Source organism: Cucumibacter marinus DSM 18995, assembly GCF_000429865.1.
In the GTDB taxonomy this organism is placed as follows: domain Bacteria; phylum Pseudomonadota; class Alphaproteobacteria; order Rhizobiales; family Devosiaceae; genus Cucumibacter; species Cucumibacter marinus.
Window position 1 is genome coordinate 412,854 of record NZ_KE386977.1, and the last position, 18,022, is coordinate 430,875.

At 63.2% G+C, this 18,022-nt stretch carries 15 protein-coding genes; 10 read left to right on the top strand and 5 right to left on the bottom strand.

Features of this window, described 5'->3' with window-relative positions; translation table 11 throughout:
- Positions 1-65 precede the first annotated feature (65 nt).
- From G489_RS0112795 to G489_RS0112820, 6 genes are all read left to right on the top strand, one after another.
- The gene (locus G489_RS0112795) at positions 66-1,007 is read left to right on the top strand and encodes an ABC transporter permease (protein ID WP_029041873.1); all 942 of its coding nucleotides are present in this window, start codon (positions 66-68) and stop codon (positions 1,005-1,007) included.
- The gene (locus G489_RS0112800) at positions 1,004-2,824 is read left to right on the top strand and encodes a dipeptide/oligopeptide/nickel ABC transporter permease/ATP-binding protein (RefSeq protein ID WP_029041874.1); all 1,821 of its coding nucleotides are present in this window, start codon (positions 1,004-1,006) and stop codon (positions 2,822-2,824) included. The genes G489_RS0112795 and G489_RS0112800 overlap by 4 nt, the downstream gene beginning before the upstream one ends.
- A 2-nt stretch (positions 2,825-2,826) precedes the next feature.
- Positions 2,827-3,675: an ABC transporter ATP-binding protein gene (locus G489_RS0112805; RefSeq protein WP_035872577.1), complete on the top strand. Its 849-nt coding sequence runs from the start codon at positions 2,827-2,829 to the stop codon at positions 3,673-3,675.
- An 85-nt stretch (positions 3,676-3,760) separates the two neighbouring features.
- Positions 3,761-4,369: a TetR/AcrR family transcriptional regulator gene (locus tag G489_RS0112810; protein ID WP_029041876.1), complete on the top strand. Its 609-nt coding sequence runs from the start codon at positions 3,761-3,763 to the stop codon at positions 4,367-4,369.
- 32 nt (positions 4,370-4,401) lie between these two features.
- Positions 4,402-5,145, top strand: coding sequence for an alpha/beta fold hydrolase (locus tag G489_RS0112815; protein WP_029041877.1), 744 nt, complete (start codon positions 4,402-4,404; stop codon positions 5,143-5,145).
- An 87-nt stretch (positions 5,146-5,232) separates the two neighbouring features.
- Positions 5,233-6,228: a methyltransferase family protein gene (locus tag G489_RS0112820; RefSeq protein WP_029041878.1), complete on the top strand. Its 996-nt coding sequence runs from the start codon at positions 5,233-5,235 to the stop codon at positions 6,226-6,228.
- 111 nt (positions 6,229-6,339) lie between these two features.
- Here G489_RS0112820 and G489_RS20465 read toward each other — a convergent pair whose 3' ends face one another.
- On the bottom strand, positions 6,340-7,761 hold the full coding sequence (locus G489_RS20465; RefSeq protein WP_051332598.1) for an amidohydrolase: 1,422 nt from the start codon (positions 7,759-7,761) through the stop codon (positions 6,340-6,342).
- 213 nt (positions 7,762-7,974) lie between these two features.
- Positions 7,975-8,973 (bottom strand): NAD(P)-dependent alcohol dehydrogenase, encoded by a 999-nt coding sequence (locus G489_RS0112830; RefSeq protein WP_029041879.1) that lies wholly within the window; start codon positions 8,971-8,973, stop codon positions 7,975-7,977.
- 157 nt (positions 8,974-9,130) lie between these two features.
- Between G489_RS0112830 and G489_RS0112835 the strand changes: the two genes are divergently transcribed.
- The 3 genes from G489_RS0112835 to G489_RS20470 all read left to right on the top strand — a co-directional run bounded on the left by G489_RS0112835 (position 9,131) and on the right by G489_RS20470 (position 13,633).
- Positions 9,131-10,015: a LysR family transcriptional regulator gene (locus tag G489_RS0112835; protein ID WP_245578905.1), complete on the top strand. Its 885-nt coding sequence runs from the start codon at positions 9,131-9,133 to the stop codon at positions 10,013-10,015.
- Positions 10,016-10,322: 307 nt separating this feature from the next.
- Positions 10,323-11,816: an ABC transporter substrate-binding protein gene (locus tag G489_RS0112840; protein ID WP_029041881.1), complete on the top strand. Its 1,494-nt coding sequence runs from the start codon at positions 10,323-10,325 to the stop codon at positions 11,814-11,816.
- Between the two features lie 119 nt (positions 11,817-11,935).
- A complete protein-coding gene (locus tag G489_RS20470) occupies positions 11,936-13,633 on the top strand; it encodes a sulfatase-like hydrolase/transferase (RefSeq protein ID WP_081691559.1) in 1,698 nt (565 codons plus the stop codon).
- Between the two features lie 12 nt (positions 13,634-13,645).
- Here the strand turns inward: G489_RS20470 and G489_RS0112850 are convergent, their stop codons facing one another.
- From G489_RS0112850 to G489_RS20475, 3 genes are read right to left on the bottom strand one after another with little or no spacing between them, the layout of a single operon-like run.
- The gene (locus tag G489_RS0112850) at positions 13,646-14,326 is read right to left on the bottom strand and encodes an ABC transporter ATP-binding protein (protein ID WP_029041882.1); all 681 of its coding nucleotides are present in this window, start codon (positions 14,324-14,326) and stop codon (positions 13,646-13,648) included.
- A complete protein-coding gene (locus G489_RS0112855) occupies positions 14,323-15,528 on the bottom strand; it encodes an ABC transporter permease (protein WP_035872580.1) in 1,206 nt (401 codons plus the stop codon). Before G489_RS0112855 ends, G489_RS0112850 begins: the two co-directional genes overlap by 4 nt.
- A 9-nt stretch (positions 15,529-15,537) precedes the next feature.
- The gene (locus G489_RS20475; protein WP_051332599.1) at positions 15,538-16,635 is read right to left on the bottom strand and encodes an efflux RND transporter periplasmic adaptor subunit; all 1,098 of its coding nucleotides are present in this window, start codon (positions 16,633-16,635) and stop codon (positions 15,538-15,540) included.
- 572 nt (positions 16,636-17,207) lie between these two features.
- On the opposite strand from G489_RS20475, the gene kduD reads away from it, so the two are divergent.
- Complete coding sequence (gene kduD, locus G489_RS0112870) at positions 17,208-17,969, top strand: 2-dehydro-3-deoxy-D-gluconate 5-dehydrogenase KduD (RefSeq protein ID WP_029041884.1); 762 nt, start codon at positions 17,208-17,210, stop codon at positions 17,967-17,969.
- The last annotated feature ends 53 nt before the right edge of the window (positions 17,970-18,022 follow it).

Here is an 18,022-nt window from a genome sequence, read left to right on the forward strand (position 1 = left end):
TTCGCGCGCCGGGGCGCCAACAGGTTGCCCCGGCCCGCCTCAACTCGATCCAGGCAGGTCCCATCATGATTGCGTTCATCGCGAAGCGGCTGGCAGCGGGTGTTGTGCTGCTGGTGGCCGTGTCCGTCGGCACGTTCTTTCTCGCCCACACGGCAATCACCGATCCCACCGTGGGCCTTCTGGGCACGACTGCGACCGAAGCCCAGCGTGAGGCGCTGACCATCAAGCTCGGTCTCGACCGCCCGCTCATCGTTCAATTCTGGGACTGGTTCTCCCATGCAGCCATTGGTGACTTCGGTACCTCCTGGCGCAACTTCCAGTCCGTCAACGACCAGATCGCCATCAAGCTGCCCGTCACCCTGTCGGTCGTCAGCTTCGCGACCCTGCTCACTGCCTTTTTCGGCATCACGCTCGGCATGATCGCCGGGCTCAATCCCAATTCCATGCTCGACCGCATGTCCAAGGGCATCACCGTCGTGCTGTTCGCGCTCCCCGGCTTCTGGGTGAGCCTGGTGCTCGTCATCTGGTTCGCGGTCAATCTGCGCTGGTTCCCCGCCGTCGGCTATGTCCAGCCGACCCAGTCGATCACCGGTTGGCTGCGCTCGATCACCCTGCCCGCCGTCTCGCTCTCGCTGATGGGCATCGTGGTCGTGGCGGAACAGCTGCGCAACGAGGTCATCGCGGTCAACAAACAGGACTTCGTGCGCACCCTGCGCAGCCGTGGCCTCTCCCAGGGCCAGGTCATCATTCACATTCTGCGCAACGCCTGCCCGGCGGCGCTGACCATGCTGGCCATCATGTTCGTTTCGCTTTTGAGCGGCGCCATCGTGGTTGAGGCCATCTTCTCGCTGCCCGGCATCGGCCAGCTCATCAATTCTTCCTCGCAGATCGGCGACATTCCGGTGCTGCTCGGCATCACCGTCGTCTCCGTGATCTTCGTGGTCATCGTCAACTTCCTGCTCGACATCGCGCTCGGCTGGATCAACCCCAAGGTGCGCGTCAAATGAGCACCACCGCCATCGTTCAGGAAGACGCCGATCCCCGCGCCTCCAAGCGCCAGTCGATCTTTTCGCGCTTCATCCGCACGCCTGCAGGCATCATCTCGCTCGGCGTCATCCTCTTCATCATCGCCGTGGCGGTCCTTGCGCCCTGGATATCGCCGCAGGACCCCAACTATGTCGATCTGTTCGCCGCCAAGGCGCCACCTAGCGCCGAACACTGGCTGGGCGGGGATTCGACCGGCCGCGATATCCTCAGCCGCCTGATCTGGGGGACGCGCACCACCCTTTGGGGTGCCCTGATCACCATCGTCACCGCCCTGGTTATCGGTGCGCCGGCGGGTGTCGTTGCCGGCTATTTCGGGGGCGCCTTCGACCGGGCCGCCTCCTGGGTTTCCGACGCGATCCAGGCCATTCCCGGCATGATCATCCTGCTGGTCGTTGCTGCCGGCACCCGGCAGAATTTCCCGCTCCTGATGGCAACCGTCGGCGTACTGCTGACCCCGGGCTATTACCGTATTGCCCGAGCCCGCACGCTGACCATCCGCAACGAACCCTTTGTTGCGGCCGCATGGGTGGCCGGGCTCAGCCATCCGCGCATCATCGTCAAGCACATCTTCCCCGGCGTCTACGCCCCGATCATCATCCAGACCGCGCTGGCCGCCGGTATCGCCATGGGCATCCAGGCGGGCCTGCAATTCCTCGGCATCGGCTCCGCCAATGTCCCGAGCTGGGGCGCGATGATGAATGAAGGCTTCCGCTTCATGTTGACGTCGCCGCTCCTGTTGTTGTGGCCGTCCGCAGCGCTCGGCGTGACCATCGCCGCTCTGGCCGTGATGGGCTCCACCCTGGGCGACCTCGTGCGCGTACGCACTCCGAGCGCCGGCAAGAAGGCAACGGCCGCAGCTGCCACTGCCAATGCCGCGGCCCGCGCCCCGGCGACAGGCGCCTTCGCCTATGACGCAGACAAGGCGGCCGTGCGGGTCGAGAACCTGCGCGTGGCTTATGCGACGCCGAGCGGAGAGAGCGAAGTCGTGCACGGCATCAGTTTCGATGTCGCGCCTGGCGAAGTGCTCGGCATTGTCGGGGAATCCGGCTCCGGCAAGTCCCAGACCGTGTTCTCGATGCTCGACCTTCTGCCCTCGGGTGGGCGTTATGAGGCCGACGGAATCGTCATCTCAGGGCGCGATGTCGCCAAGCTGCCCGCCAAGGAACGCGCCAAGCTGCTGGGCAGTGAAATCGGCTATATCCCGCAGGAGCCGATGTCGAACCTTGACCCCTGCTACACCATCGGCTTCCAGCTGATGCAGCCCCTGCGCTCGGTGCACAAGAAGTCGCGCAAGGAAGCGCGCGACATCGCCCGCGCCATGCTCGAACGCGTTGGCATCGCCGATGTCGACCGGGTGATGAAGTCCTACCCCTTCGAGATCTCGGGCGGCATGGCCCAGCGTGTCCTGATCGCCGGGGCGATTGCCGGGCAGCCTTCCGTCCTTTTGGCCGACGAACCGACCACTGCACTCGACGTTACCGTGCAGGCCGAAGTGCTCGAACTGCTGCGTGAACTGCAGGACGAGTTTCACATGGCGCTTGTGCTGGTGACCCATAATTTCGGCGTCGTCGCCGATATCTGCGACCGCGTCATCGTCATGCGCGATGGCGACATCGTCGAGGTTGGCGAGGTCCGCGAGACCTTTGCAGGGGCCAAGGAACCCTACACCCGCGACTTGATCTCGGCCTCGCTCGATGGCGCCGCCAGCCGCCGCGAACTCGACGAAGAGTTCGCCGGCAAAGGCGCCAATGCCCAGCCCGCAGCCCAGGGAGCCTGATCATGGCCGACGTCAACACCCCGCTTCTCACCGTTGAGGACCTGGTTGTCGAATATGGCAGCCGCGGCAAGGGATTCCGTGCCCTGCATGGCGTTTCAATCGACATCAAGCCCGGCGAATGCGTCGGCGTAGTCGGCGAATCCGGCTCCGGAAAATCGACCCTGGGTAACGCAATTCTCGGCCTGGCCCCGGTGACCGAAGGCAAGATCACCTTCGACGGCGAGGACATTTCCCACGCCAAGGGCGCCGACCGCCGGCGACTGGCCAAGTCGATCCAGGTTGTGTTCCAGGATCCCTATGGGTCGCTCGATCCCACCATGCGGGTTGGCGATATCCTCGCCGAACCGTTGACCGTCGCCGGTGAATCCAAGGACAAGGCCCGCGACGCCGTCGCCGAGATGATCGAACGGGTGCATTTGCCTGCCGGCACGATCGACCGTTATCCCAGCGAATTCTCCGGCGGCCAGCGCCAGCGTATCGCCATCGCCCGCGCGCTGGTGCGCCGGCCGCGCCTGATTGTATGCGATGAGCCGGTCAGCGCGCTCGACCTGACCACCCAGTCCACGGTCATCGACCTGTTCATCGAAATCCAGCGGGATATCGGGGTCTCCTATCTGTTCGTTTCCCACGACCTTGGTGTTGTGCGCCGCATCTGCCACCGCGTGGCGGTGATGCAGCGCGGTGAGATCGTCGAATTCGGCGATGCCGCCATGGTCACAAGCGAACCCGAGCATCCGTACAGCGCCCGCCTGCTGCTCGCTTCGCCCGTCGCGGACCCGGCCGCACAGGCCCAGCGGCGCCAGAACTGGCTCGCCCTGAGGGAAGAGGACAATGCCGCCGCAGTTCGCTAATCGCGGCGCACGCGCTATGAACGGAGGTGGGAACCCGTAAGGCGTTTCCCGATCACTCTGTCATGCCACCGATCGAAAGACTCTGATGCCCAAGATTATCGACCACGACCAACGCCGCAGGGATATCATCGAAGTTGCCAAACGCCTGATCCTTCAGGGCGGCTTCGAGGCAGCCACAATGCGCTCCATCGCCGCCGAAGCCGGTTTCGCCAATGGCGCGCTGAAGCACTATTTCCCCGGCAAGGAAAGCATTATCGCCGCGACCTTCGAAAGCGTTCTCGCCGAGATGGACCCGCGCGGCGCCCTCAAGGGAAACGATCCGGCCCCCGGCCAGGATCCCGAAAGCCGGCTGCGCGACTCGGTCAACACCGGGCTGCCCTTCACCGATGCCGAGATCAATGCCGGCCGCGTTTTGCTGGTCTTGTGGGAACACGCCGCCTCCAACCCCGAACTGGCCGAACTCTACCGTCAGTTCTTTGCCCGCTGGCGCGAAATGACGACCAGGCTGATCGCCGATGCGAGCGAAGCCGCAGGCAAGAAAGGCGAGACCGATTACGACGTCCTTTCGCTCGAGATCCTGACGGCGACCATCGGCGCCAACGTGGTCAATCTGATGCACCCCGACCGCCAGCACGTCGAAACCTATCGGACCTTTACCGAGAAATTCATCAACCGCGTGGTGGGCCGAACTTAGCCGCCCGCCGCCCGATCCACGGAGGCACAAACGTGACCGAACACTCCCCTTATCTCGCCGTCCGGCGCCAGGCTCCCGAAAACCGTTCGGGCGCCCCGGTGATCCTAATTCACGGCCTGATGTCGAGTGGTGAACGCGACTTCCCCGATGCACGCTGGGCCAAGGCCCTGACCGATGCCGGGCGCGAAGTCGCCATCGTCGATCTGCCCGGTCACGGTGGCAGTGCCCGCGTCGAGGACAACCAGGGCGGCCGCCCCTCCAAGGTGGCTGCGGCGCTGGCCGATCTGGTTGCCGAACTCGGCAGTCCCGTGGATATCGTCGGCTACTCCGCCGGCGCCCGTATGGCCTGGGCCTTTGCCGCGCAAAAGCCCGATCTCGTCAACAAACTCGTTCTGGGCGGCCTTGCCCCGTTCGAACCCTTCGCAACGTTTGATTTCAAGACCGCGCGCGCACACGCCGATGGTGGCCCCGCGCCCACCGATCCGCAAACCGGCATGATCACCGGCATGGTGGTCGGCAATAGCCCCGACCCGCATTCGACCTTCAATTTCATGGAAGGCCTGGCCGTCGAACCGTTCGACCCCGCTGCCGAAGCCCCTGTCGCCCCGACCCTTCTGGCCGGCGGCGCCGACGATCCGATGGCCGGCAATATCGAGGTGCTGGTGCCCCACATCGCGGGCTCGCGCGCCATTTCGGTGCCCGGCGACCATTTCGGCGCCCTTGGCTCGGACGAGTTCCGCGCTGAAGCGCTCGCATTCCTCGGCGTCAACGCCTGACGCCCGCTGCCGCTGCAGCAGCACTCGAACCGCTGCCCCCAATGCCCCCAAACTTTGCCTGAAGGCCATTTACGAAGAGAGTACGCCATGAGCAATTCCACCCCTGTCACCGCCGATCCCAGCCGCATCCTCGATGTCGCCATCGGCTATATGGGCGCCCAGCAACTGTTCCAGGCCAGCCGGATCGGCCTGTTCAAGGCCATCGCCGATGGCCACAACACCGCCAAGGCCATTGCCTCGGCAACCGGGATCACCGAGCGTGTTGCCCGCATCCTTGCCGATGGCATGGCCTCGCTCGACATTCTCACTCGCAACAATGGCGAATATGCCCTCACAGAGGCCGCCAAGGTCTACCTGACCGGCGACAAGGCCGATCTCGATCTCGGCCCGTTCCTCAATTTCCTCGCCGAGATCAGCTACCCGCACTGGCTGCAATATGCCAACACCGTCGACACCGACAAGCCGGGCGATCTGGGCATGACCGAAGAACGCTGGGGCACCTTCCTGGCCGGCGTGATGACCTATAATCAGCTTCATGCCGACATGTTCACCAACGAGCTCGACCTGTCGGGCCACAAGAAGCTGCTCGATCTCGGTGGCCTGGCGCCCTATTTCGCCATGCGCGCCCTCGAAAAGAACCCCGAACTGACGGCAACCTTCGCCTATGCGCCGGACTTCGCGCCGCGGGTTGAAGAGCAGCTCGGCGAAGCCGGCCTTGGTGACCGCACCGAGGTCATTTCGGTCGAGACCCCCGAAGCCAAGCCCGAGGGCGAATTCGACCTCGTCTTCCTCAACCACGTCATTCACCGCTTCTCGGTCGAAGAGAACAAGCGGATCTTCAAGAACGCCCGTGCCGCCGCCGCCAAAGGTGCCAAGCTGGCCGTTCTCGACTTCTATCTCGACAACGATGCCCATCAGCGCCCGATCGATGCGCTGCACGCCGCCGAATACCATGTCATCGACGGTACCGTGGTGTTCCCCGAGGACGATGTGAACGCCTGGCTCGAAGCCGCCGGCTGGAAGCCGACCGGCATGGTCGCCCTGCCCGGCAGCCCGCGCGTTCTGATCGCCGAAGCGGTTTAATCCATCCAACCTGATTCCGGCGGTCCGATCGGACCGCCGGGATGAGCGGCTAAACTCAAAGGGCGCCTTTCGGCGCCCCTTTTTGCATCTCGATTTAAGAACAGGTCCGGATCAGACTGTGACACCGCGGCGGGCCGCAAGGCTCACCCCCTCGCGCTCGAACACCACGCGCCCGTCAACCATGGTGAGATCGACATTGAGATCGCCGAAATTCTTCGGCCCGACCGCATAGGGGTCGGCATCGATGACACACAGATCGGCGACCTTGCCGGCCTCGAGTGTGCCCTTCCAGCCTTCCGCGAAGTCCTGTTCTGCGGGAACGGACGTATACATCCGCAACAAGCGCGTCGTGACGGTCCTGTCGAGGGTAACGCCCTGCGCCTCGAGCTGGCGGGCAGCAGACGCGGTGATCTGGCGCCAGTCGGGGCTGGCCACCGGCGCGTCCGAACTCAGGATCGCGCGGAGCCCGTCTCCCAGCATCAGGTGAAGCGGCCATGCCGCATCGGCCACCTCGTCGGTCACGGCGGCCCGCAGCCACTCGCCGGTGAAATCCCCGATCAGCGGTTGGAGATCGATCCCCATGCCGATGGCTTGGAGCCGTTGAAGCTGATCGGCATCAATCAGGTCGCCGTGAATGACATAGTGGCGCAGATCGCCCGCGCCGCCGAGCCGTTCGACCTGGGCGATGAACTCTTCGATGGTGCGGTCGCCAGTGGCATGCACACCGATCTGCAGGTTCCGCTCATGGGCATAGGTGATCATGTCGCGGAACTCGGCGAGCCGGGCTTCCTCGTCCCCGTCACCGGTCATCAGCCCGCCATGCCCGCCACTGTCGCGATAGTCCGACCGGATCCAGGCATTGCGCATGGGCGGAATACCATCGCCGAAGATCTTGATCCCGGTGACGTTGAGCCAGCGCGGATCGGTTTCGGGGAGCGGAACCTCAAGGCCCTCTTTGACATCGGCGAAATGGCTCGCGCCATCGAGAATGCCGAACAGGCGCAAAGCGGTGACCCGCGCGGTCTGGGCCGCGGTGCCCGCCAGCGCCGCATAGCTTTCGAGAATGTTCGAGCCGAAGCAGCCGGTGACGCCGTCATCCTCACCCGGCCCCAGGCCCGGTTCGGTGAAGCTCGTAACCCCGAAAGAGGCCAGCAGTTCAAAGGTTTTCCTGATCGCTGCGCGGCGATCATCTTCGCTCGACAGGAGCCGCGTGTCCCATCCCTCGCGTGACCCGCCGAACATCATTTCAGGCCATTTGGCCCCCAGCCACACCCCGTGCAGATGCGCGTCGTTAATGCCGGGAAGCACGGAACGGCCGCCAAGTTCGATCACTGTTGTGTCCGGCCCAATCAAAGCTTCAACGGCGGCATCACTGCCAAGCGCCACGATCTCACCACCCGTTGCCGCGAGCGCCGATACCACACTTTCACGCGGATCGAGCGTATGGATCACACCGCCCCTGAGAACCGTATCCGCCGGTGCACGGCCCGCATTCGGGGCATCGGTTTCCGCATGGGAGGCATCGGCACTCATAGTCGGTTCCTGGTAGGTTCCTGATGGTGGACAAAAGTGGTCGTCTAAATTCCACTAGTGTAGACTAAAAGCCTGCCCAGCGATACCCTCCTTCGGCGTTTTTGGTGGATGAAGCCCGGGATTGCCGGCTTCTCGTGCCGTGCCCTGAATGCGGAACGGCCACCTGGCACAAAGGGCAGGCAGCCGTCACTCTTCGATCGGTTCCCTGTGCAGTCAGGCCGCTGCCCTGGGCAGGGCGAGGTGCGATGCAATCGAGACTATCACGGCACCGCGCTTATGCCGCGTGCCCACGCGTTCATAAGCCCGGGCAATGTCTTCAAGCCCGTATCGGCTGTCGATGACGGCGCTCAGCGCACCGCGCTGCATGAGCCCGGCGAGGGTTTCGAGGTCTTCGCGCTTGTCGCCATTCACCCCGATCTTGATGCGCTTGCCGGACTTGCCGCTGAACATCGCCTGCCGCATTTCCCTGATACCGAACTCGAGCGGAATGAACTGACCGTTCTCGGTCAGGACAGGTTTGACCGAAGCGAAGTCGGTCACCCCTGCCGTATCGAAAACGAGGTCATAACGCGCGCTGCCCCGGGTGAAGTCGGTCTGTTTGTAGTCGATCACCTTGTCGGCGCCCAGCTTGCGGACGAGGTCGGCATTCTGGCTGCTCGCCACCGCGGTCACGTCGGCACCGAGATATTTCGCGATCTGCACTCCGAACACACCCACCCCGCCCGAGGCACCGGTCACGAGCACCTTCTGGCCCGGCTTGACCCCGGCAAAGTCACGCAGGAAGACAAGGGCGCACAGCGCGCCAAACGGCATCGCCGCCGCATCTTCATCGCTCACCCCCGCCGGCTTTTGCACGATCGCCTTGTTCTCATTGATGGCGAGATATTCTGCATGCGCACCATGCGGGGCGAACCCCATCACCGCATCGCCCATGCGGAACCGGGTGACGCCATTGCCGACCGCCACGACGCGGCCCGAAAAGGCACTGCCGAGAACCGGATGCCGCGGCTTGGTGAGGCCAAACATCATCCGGGCGATGATCGCAAGGACCGGATCACCGGTCTTCATGGTCAGCATCCGCCAGTCCCCGGTCGACACGGTGCTGGCATGCACCTGCACCAGAACCTCACCATCCTTGATGGCCGGGCGCGGCATTTCGCTGACGCTGATCACGTCGGGCCCGCCGTAACTGGAATAGATTGCAGCTTTCATCTTTTGCATTCCCTTGCTCGCGCTGCCGCGGTTCCGGCCCCCGGGGCCCATTCGCGCCGCGCTGTTTCGATGACCAAGGAAATAGGCCCGTTTTGATCTCAACAGAATTGACTAATGGTGTCGATTTGCTATGCGAATACGCATGGATTGGCGTTCAGTGAAATTCGACTGGAACCGCGCGCGGGCCTTTCTGGTCACCGCCGAAGAAGGCTCGCTCTCTGCAGCAGCCCGGGCGCTGGGCCTCACCCAGCCAACGCTTGGCCGTCAGGTCGACGCGCTTGAGGACGAACTGGGCGTGGTGTTGTTCGAGCGGGCGGGACGTGGTCTCGTCCTCACCCCCAGCGGGGTCGAACTGCTCGATCACGTGCGTGCCATGGGCGATGCCGCCGGCCGGGTGTCCCTTGCCGCCTCCGGCCAGGCCCAGACCATCGAAGGCTCGATTTCGATCACGGCCAGCGAAATCGAGGCCGCCCATCTGCTGCCCCCGATCATCCGCAAGCTGCGCAAGATGGCCCCGGGGATGGAGATCGAGATCGTTGCCTCCAATGCCGCGCTCGATTTGAGACGGCGCGAAGCCGATATTGCCATTCGCAGTTTTCGCCCGACCCAGCCCGAACTGATCGCCCGCAAGATCCGCGACGACAAGGGCCGGCTCTATGCAACCCCTGGCTATCTGGAGAGCATTGGCAATCCGCAAAGCCCAAAGGATCTGGTAAAGGCAGAATTCATCGGCTTCGACACCACGGATCTCTACATCAACGGGCTCAATGCGCTGGGCGTCCCGATCACCCGCGACAACATCACCGTTCTGTCCGCCAACCATTTGTTGCATTGGGAACTGACCAAGGCCGGGGTGGGTATCGGCAATTTCCCTCAGGTGATCGGCGACATGGCGCCCGAGCTGGTGCGGGTCCTCGACGACAAGATCGAACCCATGGTTTTCCCGATGTGGTTGACCACCCACCGCGAGCTCAACACCTCCCGCCGGGTGCGAATGGTCTTCGATTTCCTCGCCGAAGAGCTGGGAAAACTGCCGCAATAGCCGTTCGCGTCGCCGCCTCCAAAACGGGCCCGAAACAGCGTTATTTACAGATTCAGCAAGGCCCGTTTCTCATTTCAAATATTGCAATTTGTCGAATTGATTGTTCGAACTGTTGACCAACGATCCCGCTGGCACGCTAACCCCTTGGCGCGCCTGCACGCTTGGGCGAAACAGCCGGATTTCCGGGCCCGCTTGACTTTTTGTCAACGTCCGTAGACGATACCGTCAGGCGTAAACCGGCCCCGAAATCGAGCCTGACGCGCTTGGTCCGGTTTGATCGCCCGTCATCCAAGGGAGGTGTACAACCGTGAAATCACTCCGCAGAGCGGCACTGACTGCCCTCACTGCGCTGGGACTGGCCGCGGCCCCGGCAGCGCAGGCCGCCGATCTCAAAATAGGGAATTTCCTCGACGTCCGTTCCTGGGACCCGGCCCTCTCCGATATCGGCTTTTCCGGCCCTTATCTGTCCGCGATCTATGACCCGCTGATCGCGATGAATGCCGAAGGCGAGGCTATTCCCGCGCTTGCAACCGACTGGTCCTATTCTGACGACTTCAAGACCCTCACCATGCATTTGCGTGAGGACGTGACCTTCTCGGACGGCGAACCGTTCAACGCCGAGGCGGCGGTCATCAATCTCAACCATCTCAAGAACGGCCCGCTGTCCAACGAGGCCTATCTCAAGGTTGCAGAATTCCGCGCCACCGGCCCCTACACCATCGAAATCGAGCTGACCGCACGCGACGATTCCATGGTCTATCTGATGGCGCTGGCCCGCTCCTACATGGCCTCCCCCGCCTCCATTGAAGCGGACAGCCTCAAGAGCGAACCGATCGGTTCGGGGCCCTATACGCTCGACATGGAACGTTCCATTCCCGGCTCGGAATACCACTTCAACAAAGTCGCTGATCACTGGGACGCCGGCACCTACAAGTTCGACAATCTCAGCGTTTACCCGATCCTCGATGCGACGGCCCGCAACAACGCCATGCTGTCCGGCCAGATCAATGTGAATTTTGGTGCCGCCGACAATCTTCAGCAGGCCGAACTCGCGGGATGGAACATTGCCCAGGCGCCCGCAAGCTGGGTTGGGCTGCAATTCGTTGACCGCACCGGTGAAACTCTCGAGCCGCTCGGCGATGTCCGTGTCCGCCAGGCGCTCAATCTCGCCTTCAACCGGGCCGGCATGCTGAGCACCATCAGTTCGGGCGCCGGTGAGGTGACCAACCAGGTCTTTGTGGTCGGTGGCGAGGTCAACGACCCGGCCCTGCTCGAAGACTGGGCCTATGACCTCGAACGCGCCAAGCAATTGATGGCCGACGCCGGCTATGCCGACGGGTTCGATGTCTCGATGCCGATGTCGCCGATCTTCGCGCCGTGGCAGCCCATCGTCACCCAGACCCTGTCGCAATTGAACATCAACGTGACCTGGGACGATCTGCAAATGCCCGACTACCAGATCAACGCCCCCAACTATCCGATGTTCATCTGCGTGCTCTCGCTTGATCTCAACCCACCCGCCGCCCTGATCCGGCAGGTGACGAGCGCCCAGTGGTTCAATCCGCGCCAGCAATATGCCGAGTTCCCCGAACTCAAGGAACTGGCCGACGCGGCGCTGGCTGCCACTGGTGACGAACAGGTCGAGGCGATGCACGCGGTGAATGCCAAGCTGACCGAACTGGGCTGGTGGTCGATCTGGTACCAGGCCGCCAATTCCTACTTCTCGACCCCCGATATCGAGATGCAGGCTGTCACCGGCTACATGTTCCCGCCCTTGCGGTTCATCCAGCCGGCATCCTGACACCAACGTGAAACCGCCCGGGCAGCCGGGCGGTTTCTGCCTATGTGCCGGCGTTGAAGGTTTCGTTGGCACGATTGGGCGGCAAGGCCGCCAGAAGACACATCCGCGAGGGAGACAAAATGGGCGCCGTCCGCAACATCCTGTTCGTCATGTACGACCAGCTGCGCTTCGATTATCTGAGCTGCGCCGGTCATCCGACCCTCAAGACCCCGAATTTCGACCGTATCGCCGAACGCGGCGTGCGCTTCACCAATGCCTATGTGCAATCCCCGGTCTGCGGGCCCAGCCGGATGAGCACCTATACCGGGCGCTATGTCCATTCGCATGGCGCCGCCGGCAATTTCTATCCGCTCAAGGTCGGCGAAATGACCATGGGCGATCACCTCCGCAAGGCCGGGGTCGATTGCTGGCTCGTGGGCAAGACCCATATGGCGGTCGATGTCGAGGGAATGGCCCGGCTCGGCCTCAAGGCTGAAAGCCAGATCGGCGCCCGGGTTGCCGAATGCGGGTTCGATGTCTGGGTGCGCGATGACGGGCTGGTGCCTGAAGGCCCCATGGGCAAGTTCGAGACCAAGCCCTCGCCCTACAATGAATCTCTCAAGCAAAAGGGCTATCCCGGCGACAATCCCTGGCACGAATACGCCAATTCGGGGATCGACCAAAATGGCGACATGGCCTCGGGCTGGCTTTTGAAGAATTCCCGCGAGCCGGCCAATGTCGAGGAGCAGGATAGCGAAACGCCCTGGCTGACCACCGAGGCCATCCACTTCCTCGAAGACAAGGCCGACAGCGACAAGCCCTGGGTTTGCCATGTCAGCTATATCAAGCCGCACTGGCCCTATATCGTGCCCGAACCCTACGCTTCGATGTTCGGCCCTGAAGACGTCGTGGCGCCCATTCGCAGCGAAGCAGAAAAGAACGATCCGCAGCCGGTCTATGGCGCCTTCATGCGCAACCCGATTGCCAGAAGCTTCTCGAAAGACGAAGTCCGCGAGACCGTCATTCCCGCCTATATGGGTTTGATCGCCCAATGCGATGCCGAGCTTGGCCGGTTGATCGACCATCTCGAAGCGACCGGTGAGATCGACCACACCATGATCGTACTCACCTCCGATCATGGCGATTATCTCGGCGATCATTGGCTGGGCGAAAAGGACTTGTTCCACGACGTCTCGGCCAAGGTGCCGCTGATCATCTTCGACCCCTCACCGGAAGCCGACGCCACCCGCGGCACCATTTGCGATGCGCTTGTCGAGGCCATCGATCTGGCCCCGACTTTCATGCAGGTGATGGATGCAACGCCGCCCCGCCACATTCTGGAGGGCCGCTCGCTCGTGCCGCTCCTGCATGGCGAGACTCCCGGGCATTGGCGCGAGGCCGTCTTTTCCGAATACGATTACGCCATGACCGTAATGGCCGAGGACCTCGACATCGAGCCGGACACTTCACTGTTGTTCATGGTCTTTGACGGCCGCTACAAGATGATGCACGCCGAAGGCGGCTTCCGCCCCATGCTGTTCGATCTGCAATCCGATCCGGATGAACTCGCCGATCTCGGCGCCAACCCTGCCTATGCCGACATCATCGACGGCCTTTACGCCCGGCTTAACCGCTGGGCCCGCCGTAACGCCCAGCGCACGACGGTGACCGACGAACGCCTGATCGGCTCGCGTGGCCGGGCCCATGATGTGGGAATTTTCGTCGGGGTCTGGGACGAAAGCGAACTGGACGAGCACGTCGTGCCTTTCGTGCAAGGCCGTCCCGAAAAGGACTACAGGCCGCAAAACGAGATCAAGCCCAAAGCCGGGAAAGACTAGGTCCGCCCGGCCTCAAACCACCTGGCCGTCGACCATGCGGATCTGGCGTCGGCAATTGTCGGCGATGCGTTCGTCATGGGTGGAAATCAGGAAGGCCGTCCCCTCTTCCTTGTTGATCTCGACCAGCAATTCCATGACCCGGTCCGCGGATTCGCGGTCGAGATTGCCTGTCGGCTCGTCAGCCAGCACCAGTTCGGGCTGGTTCATCAGCGCCCTCGCAATCGCGACCCGTTGTTTCTGACCGCCGGAAAGCTCGCTGGCGCGGTATTCGATCCGATCCTCGAGCCCGACCCGCCTCAGCAACTCCCTGCCCCGGTCCCGCGCGGTTCTCGTCTCCCGCCCGCTGGCAACCGCGGCGGGGAAGATGACGTTTTCGAGCGCATTGAAGTCGGGCAGGAGGTGATGGAACTGGAACACGAACCCGATGTGATGATTGCGGAAGTCGGTCAATTCACCGGCGCTCGCACTGATCAGGTCGCGTCCGAGCATCGTGTAGTGCCCACCGCTTGGCTGCATCAGGGTACCAAGGATCGACAACAGCGTGCTTTTGCCCGACCCCGATGGCCCGAGCAGGGCCGCCATGTCGCCTGGCGGGATCTCGAGGTCGAGGCCCTTGAGCACATGAGTGGCCGCATCGCCCTCCCCGAACGTCTTGACGAGACCGTCGACCGTGATGAGCGCATCCCCGCTCATTGGCCGATCACCGAAACCGGATCCACCCTTGATGCGGAGCGGGCAGGCAGGATCGAGGCAAGGATGGCGCCGCACGCGGTCAAAAGGATCGCAAGGCCGAAAGCGCCTTGGCGCACGTCGATGGGAAACGAGCCCGGCGAAATGGTATCCGGGCGCGGAAAGGGCGATAGCGCCAGATAGCCCAGGCCCGCCCCGGCCACGCCGCCGATCAGCCCGATAAAAGCGCCCTGCAGAATGAACACAAGCACGACGAAACCCTGGCTGGCCCCCATGGCGCGCATGATGCCGATCTCCGGCCCGCGCCTGTAGGTGGAAAGCAGCAGGGCACTCGCCACCCCGATCACGATGGTAAGCAGCGCGAACCCCTTGATGAGATTGCCGCTGCGCGCCTGGGCGTTGAGCCCGTCGATAAGCTGGGCATTGCCCTGCGTCCAGGAAGTGGCCTTGAGACCGGTCTCGGCGGCAATCCGGGCGGCATGGGCATCGGCCTGATTGAGGTCGGTCAGCTTGATTTCGATCCTCGACAGGCCCTGCGGCAGTTCGAACAGCACACGCGCCGTCGAAAGACTGACAAAGGCGGCTCGCGCATCGAGGCTTTCGACCCCGAGCTCGAACAACCCGCCGATGACCAGCGACCGCTCGACCCCGCGATCCGACCGCATGGTCACGACCTGACCGAGCGACACACCGAGATCTTCGGCCAATGTGCGCCCAACGATAATGGTTGAATTGGTGAGGTCCGGCGTACCGGCCACCAGGTTGCCGGCGATGTCGGCAATCGCCGAAAGCTTGCCTGGCTCGACCCCGGTCAGCCCCACAGGGGCAGTCGACTGCCCGCGGATCAGAAAACCATTGCCCACGATTTCCGGGGAGACCGCCTCGGTTCCCGGCAAGGACGCGATCAAGGGCAGAAACGCATCCGCATTGCGCAACGCATTGCGTTGGCTGGTGCCCTTTTGCACGACACCCAGCGTGCCCGGCACATCGCTCACCAGCACCTGCGGGTCGCGGCTTGGCGCTTCGACCGTGACATGGGGAATGTCCCCCACGGTCCGCTCGATCAGATAGACCGCGAGCCCGCCGATCAGGGCGCTCATGAAGACGAAGACGAACACACCGAGCGCCACACCGGTCAGCAGCAGCCCCGTCTGGGTCTTGTTGGCGCCGAGATAGCGAAAGGCGATCTTGAGAGCATAAATCATGGCAGCAACCTATCCGGCGGACGCCGCCTCTCCGACGGTCGCGACACCGGGATCGAGGATCACCGCATCGCCCGCCTCAAGCCCTTCATTCACCTTGACCCGTTCCGCCGGCCAGTCGAGCACTTTCACGGCTCGTTCGACGACAACCCCGTCCTCGATCACCCGCACTACGGTGTCCGACCCTTCGGTCACAAGCGCGCTGCGGGGCACCGAAAGGGCATCCTCGAATTCGTCAACGAAGATGTTCACATTGACGGTCAGCCCGACCGGCAGATCCGTGGGATCTTCAAAGCCGATGCGGATCGACCGGCCACCCGTCGCCGGGTCGACCGAAGGCGAGGCGAAGTCAACCTGGCCATCGCGGGCCACCGTTTCGCCCACGGGCAGCATCAGCGCCTTGAGCCCTTGATGCACGCGCGAGGCATAAATCTCATCCACATCGGTTTCGACATGCAACCGCTTGAGATCGGCGACCTCGAACAAGGCAGTCTGGGTGTCAGCGAGCTGACCGGGCTCGACCGAGCGCTCCAGAACGACCCCGTCCATCGGCGCTTCGATCGTATATTGCTCCAGCCGCGATTTGGCCTGGGACTGAACGGCGCGCAGGCGTGCGACCTCATTGCGCGCTGAATCAAGCTCCCGTTCCGCATCCTCGAGCGTCGAACGAGCGACATTTTCCCCAAGCGCCTTGGCCCGCTCGAGCTTCGCTTCGACCTGCTTGACGGTGAGCAGCCCCGCTTCGACCGCCGCATTGGCCTGATCGAGCTCGGCCTGCGCCTGGGCATCATCGAGACGCACCAGAACCTGACCTTCGGTGACCGCCTCACCCTCATCGGCCTCGACGGAAACAACCTTCGCGGAGACCTGCGGTCGCACGGAGACCGACTGGCGCGGGGCCACCCGGCCATTGACCGCGAGCACCAAAGAAATCGGACCCGGCTCGAGGGTCTCGGCCGCGTAGACCGGGATGCGCTCCTCCCATGGGCGCGCAACCAAGGCAAAGGCAACAGCCGCAGCAACGCCGGCCAGCACGAGCACGACGAGAACGGCGCGCTTCGGCCAGCGCCGACGGCTCCTGACTTGCGACTTTGTGGTTGATTCAGACATGGCCCCGCCTTCTGGATGGCTTTCTTTGCATACGCAGCAACCCCCTGAGCGGATCGGCGGCCGGGCATCGAAATTGGCTGCTGGCGTGAACTGTGCGCTTTTCGCAGTTGGCAGAAAAGTCGGGGCATTGGTCCCACAAGTCATCGCCCGGGCAGCGGTAATCTCTGACCATGAACATAACCACGACACTCGGACAGCCAGGCGCGGGCGCAACCTCGTGATGATCGCCTGGTTCCTCGCGGTCGGCCGGTCGCTCTTGGTGGCGAGGCCCACGACTGCCATGGCGGCGGCGTGCCTACCGATAGCGACAGCGTGACTGCCGATGGCCCGACCGGGAAACCCCCAGCCGAGCCTTTTACCGACAGATCAGCACAATGAGGAACGGAAGTGTCGCCATCACGCAGCGCGCGGTCAGCACATCCACATCCCTGGCGAGGACATGGGCGGGCCCGGCATATTGTGGTCGCGAATGAACAGGCGGTACTATCCAAGGACTGCCCGGTCCATTTCGGAGCCGGCGACCTTCAAGTCTTCACCGATACGGATTTCATCGCCATGCAGGATCAGCGCCAATGCCTTCCGAAGATCTGTTCAGCCTGACCGGGCGGACCGCCATTGTCACCGGCGCCAATGCCGGAATCGGCCAGGCGATCGCTATCGCGCTTGTTGATGCCGGCGCCCGCGTGGCCGCTGTCGGCCGGTCGCCCATGGATGAGACCATGGATCGGCTTGGTGCCAACAAGGACAGTTTGTTGCCGGTCAAAGCCGATCTGTCTTCCACTGCCGACATTCCCCGGATCATTGCCGAAACGACGGACTGGGCCGGCACGGTCGACATTCTCGTCAACAATGCCGGCATCATCCGGCGCGGCGACGCCATCGATTTCACCGAGGACGATTGGGACGCCGTCATGGATACCAATCTCAAATCGGCGTTCTTTCTGAGCCAGGGCGCCGCCCGCGTGATGATGGAAAACGGCGGAGGGAAGATCATCAACATCGCCTCTCTGCTCTCGTTTCAGGGCGGAATCCGCATCGCCTCCTACACCGCAAGCAAAAGCGGGCTGGCGGGGCTGACCCGGCTGCTGGCTTGCGAATGGGCGGGCAAGGGCATCAACGTCAACGCCATTGCGCCGGGCTACATCGCCACCAACATCAACACAAGCCTGCGCGATGACCCCGATCGCAACAAGGCAATCCTCGACAGGATTCCAGCCGGCCATTGGGGCGACCCGCAGGACATTGCCGGCACCGCGGTCTTCCTCGCCTCGGACGCCGCGCGCTATGTCCATGGCGCTGTGATCCCGGTGGACGGAGGCTGGCTGGCACGCTGACGCCGGCCAACATCGCGGCCTGTCAAACCGCGCCAGCCCCCTTCATCCAGGCA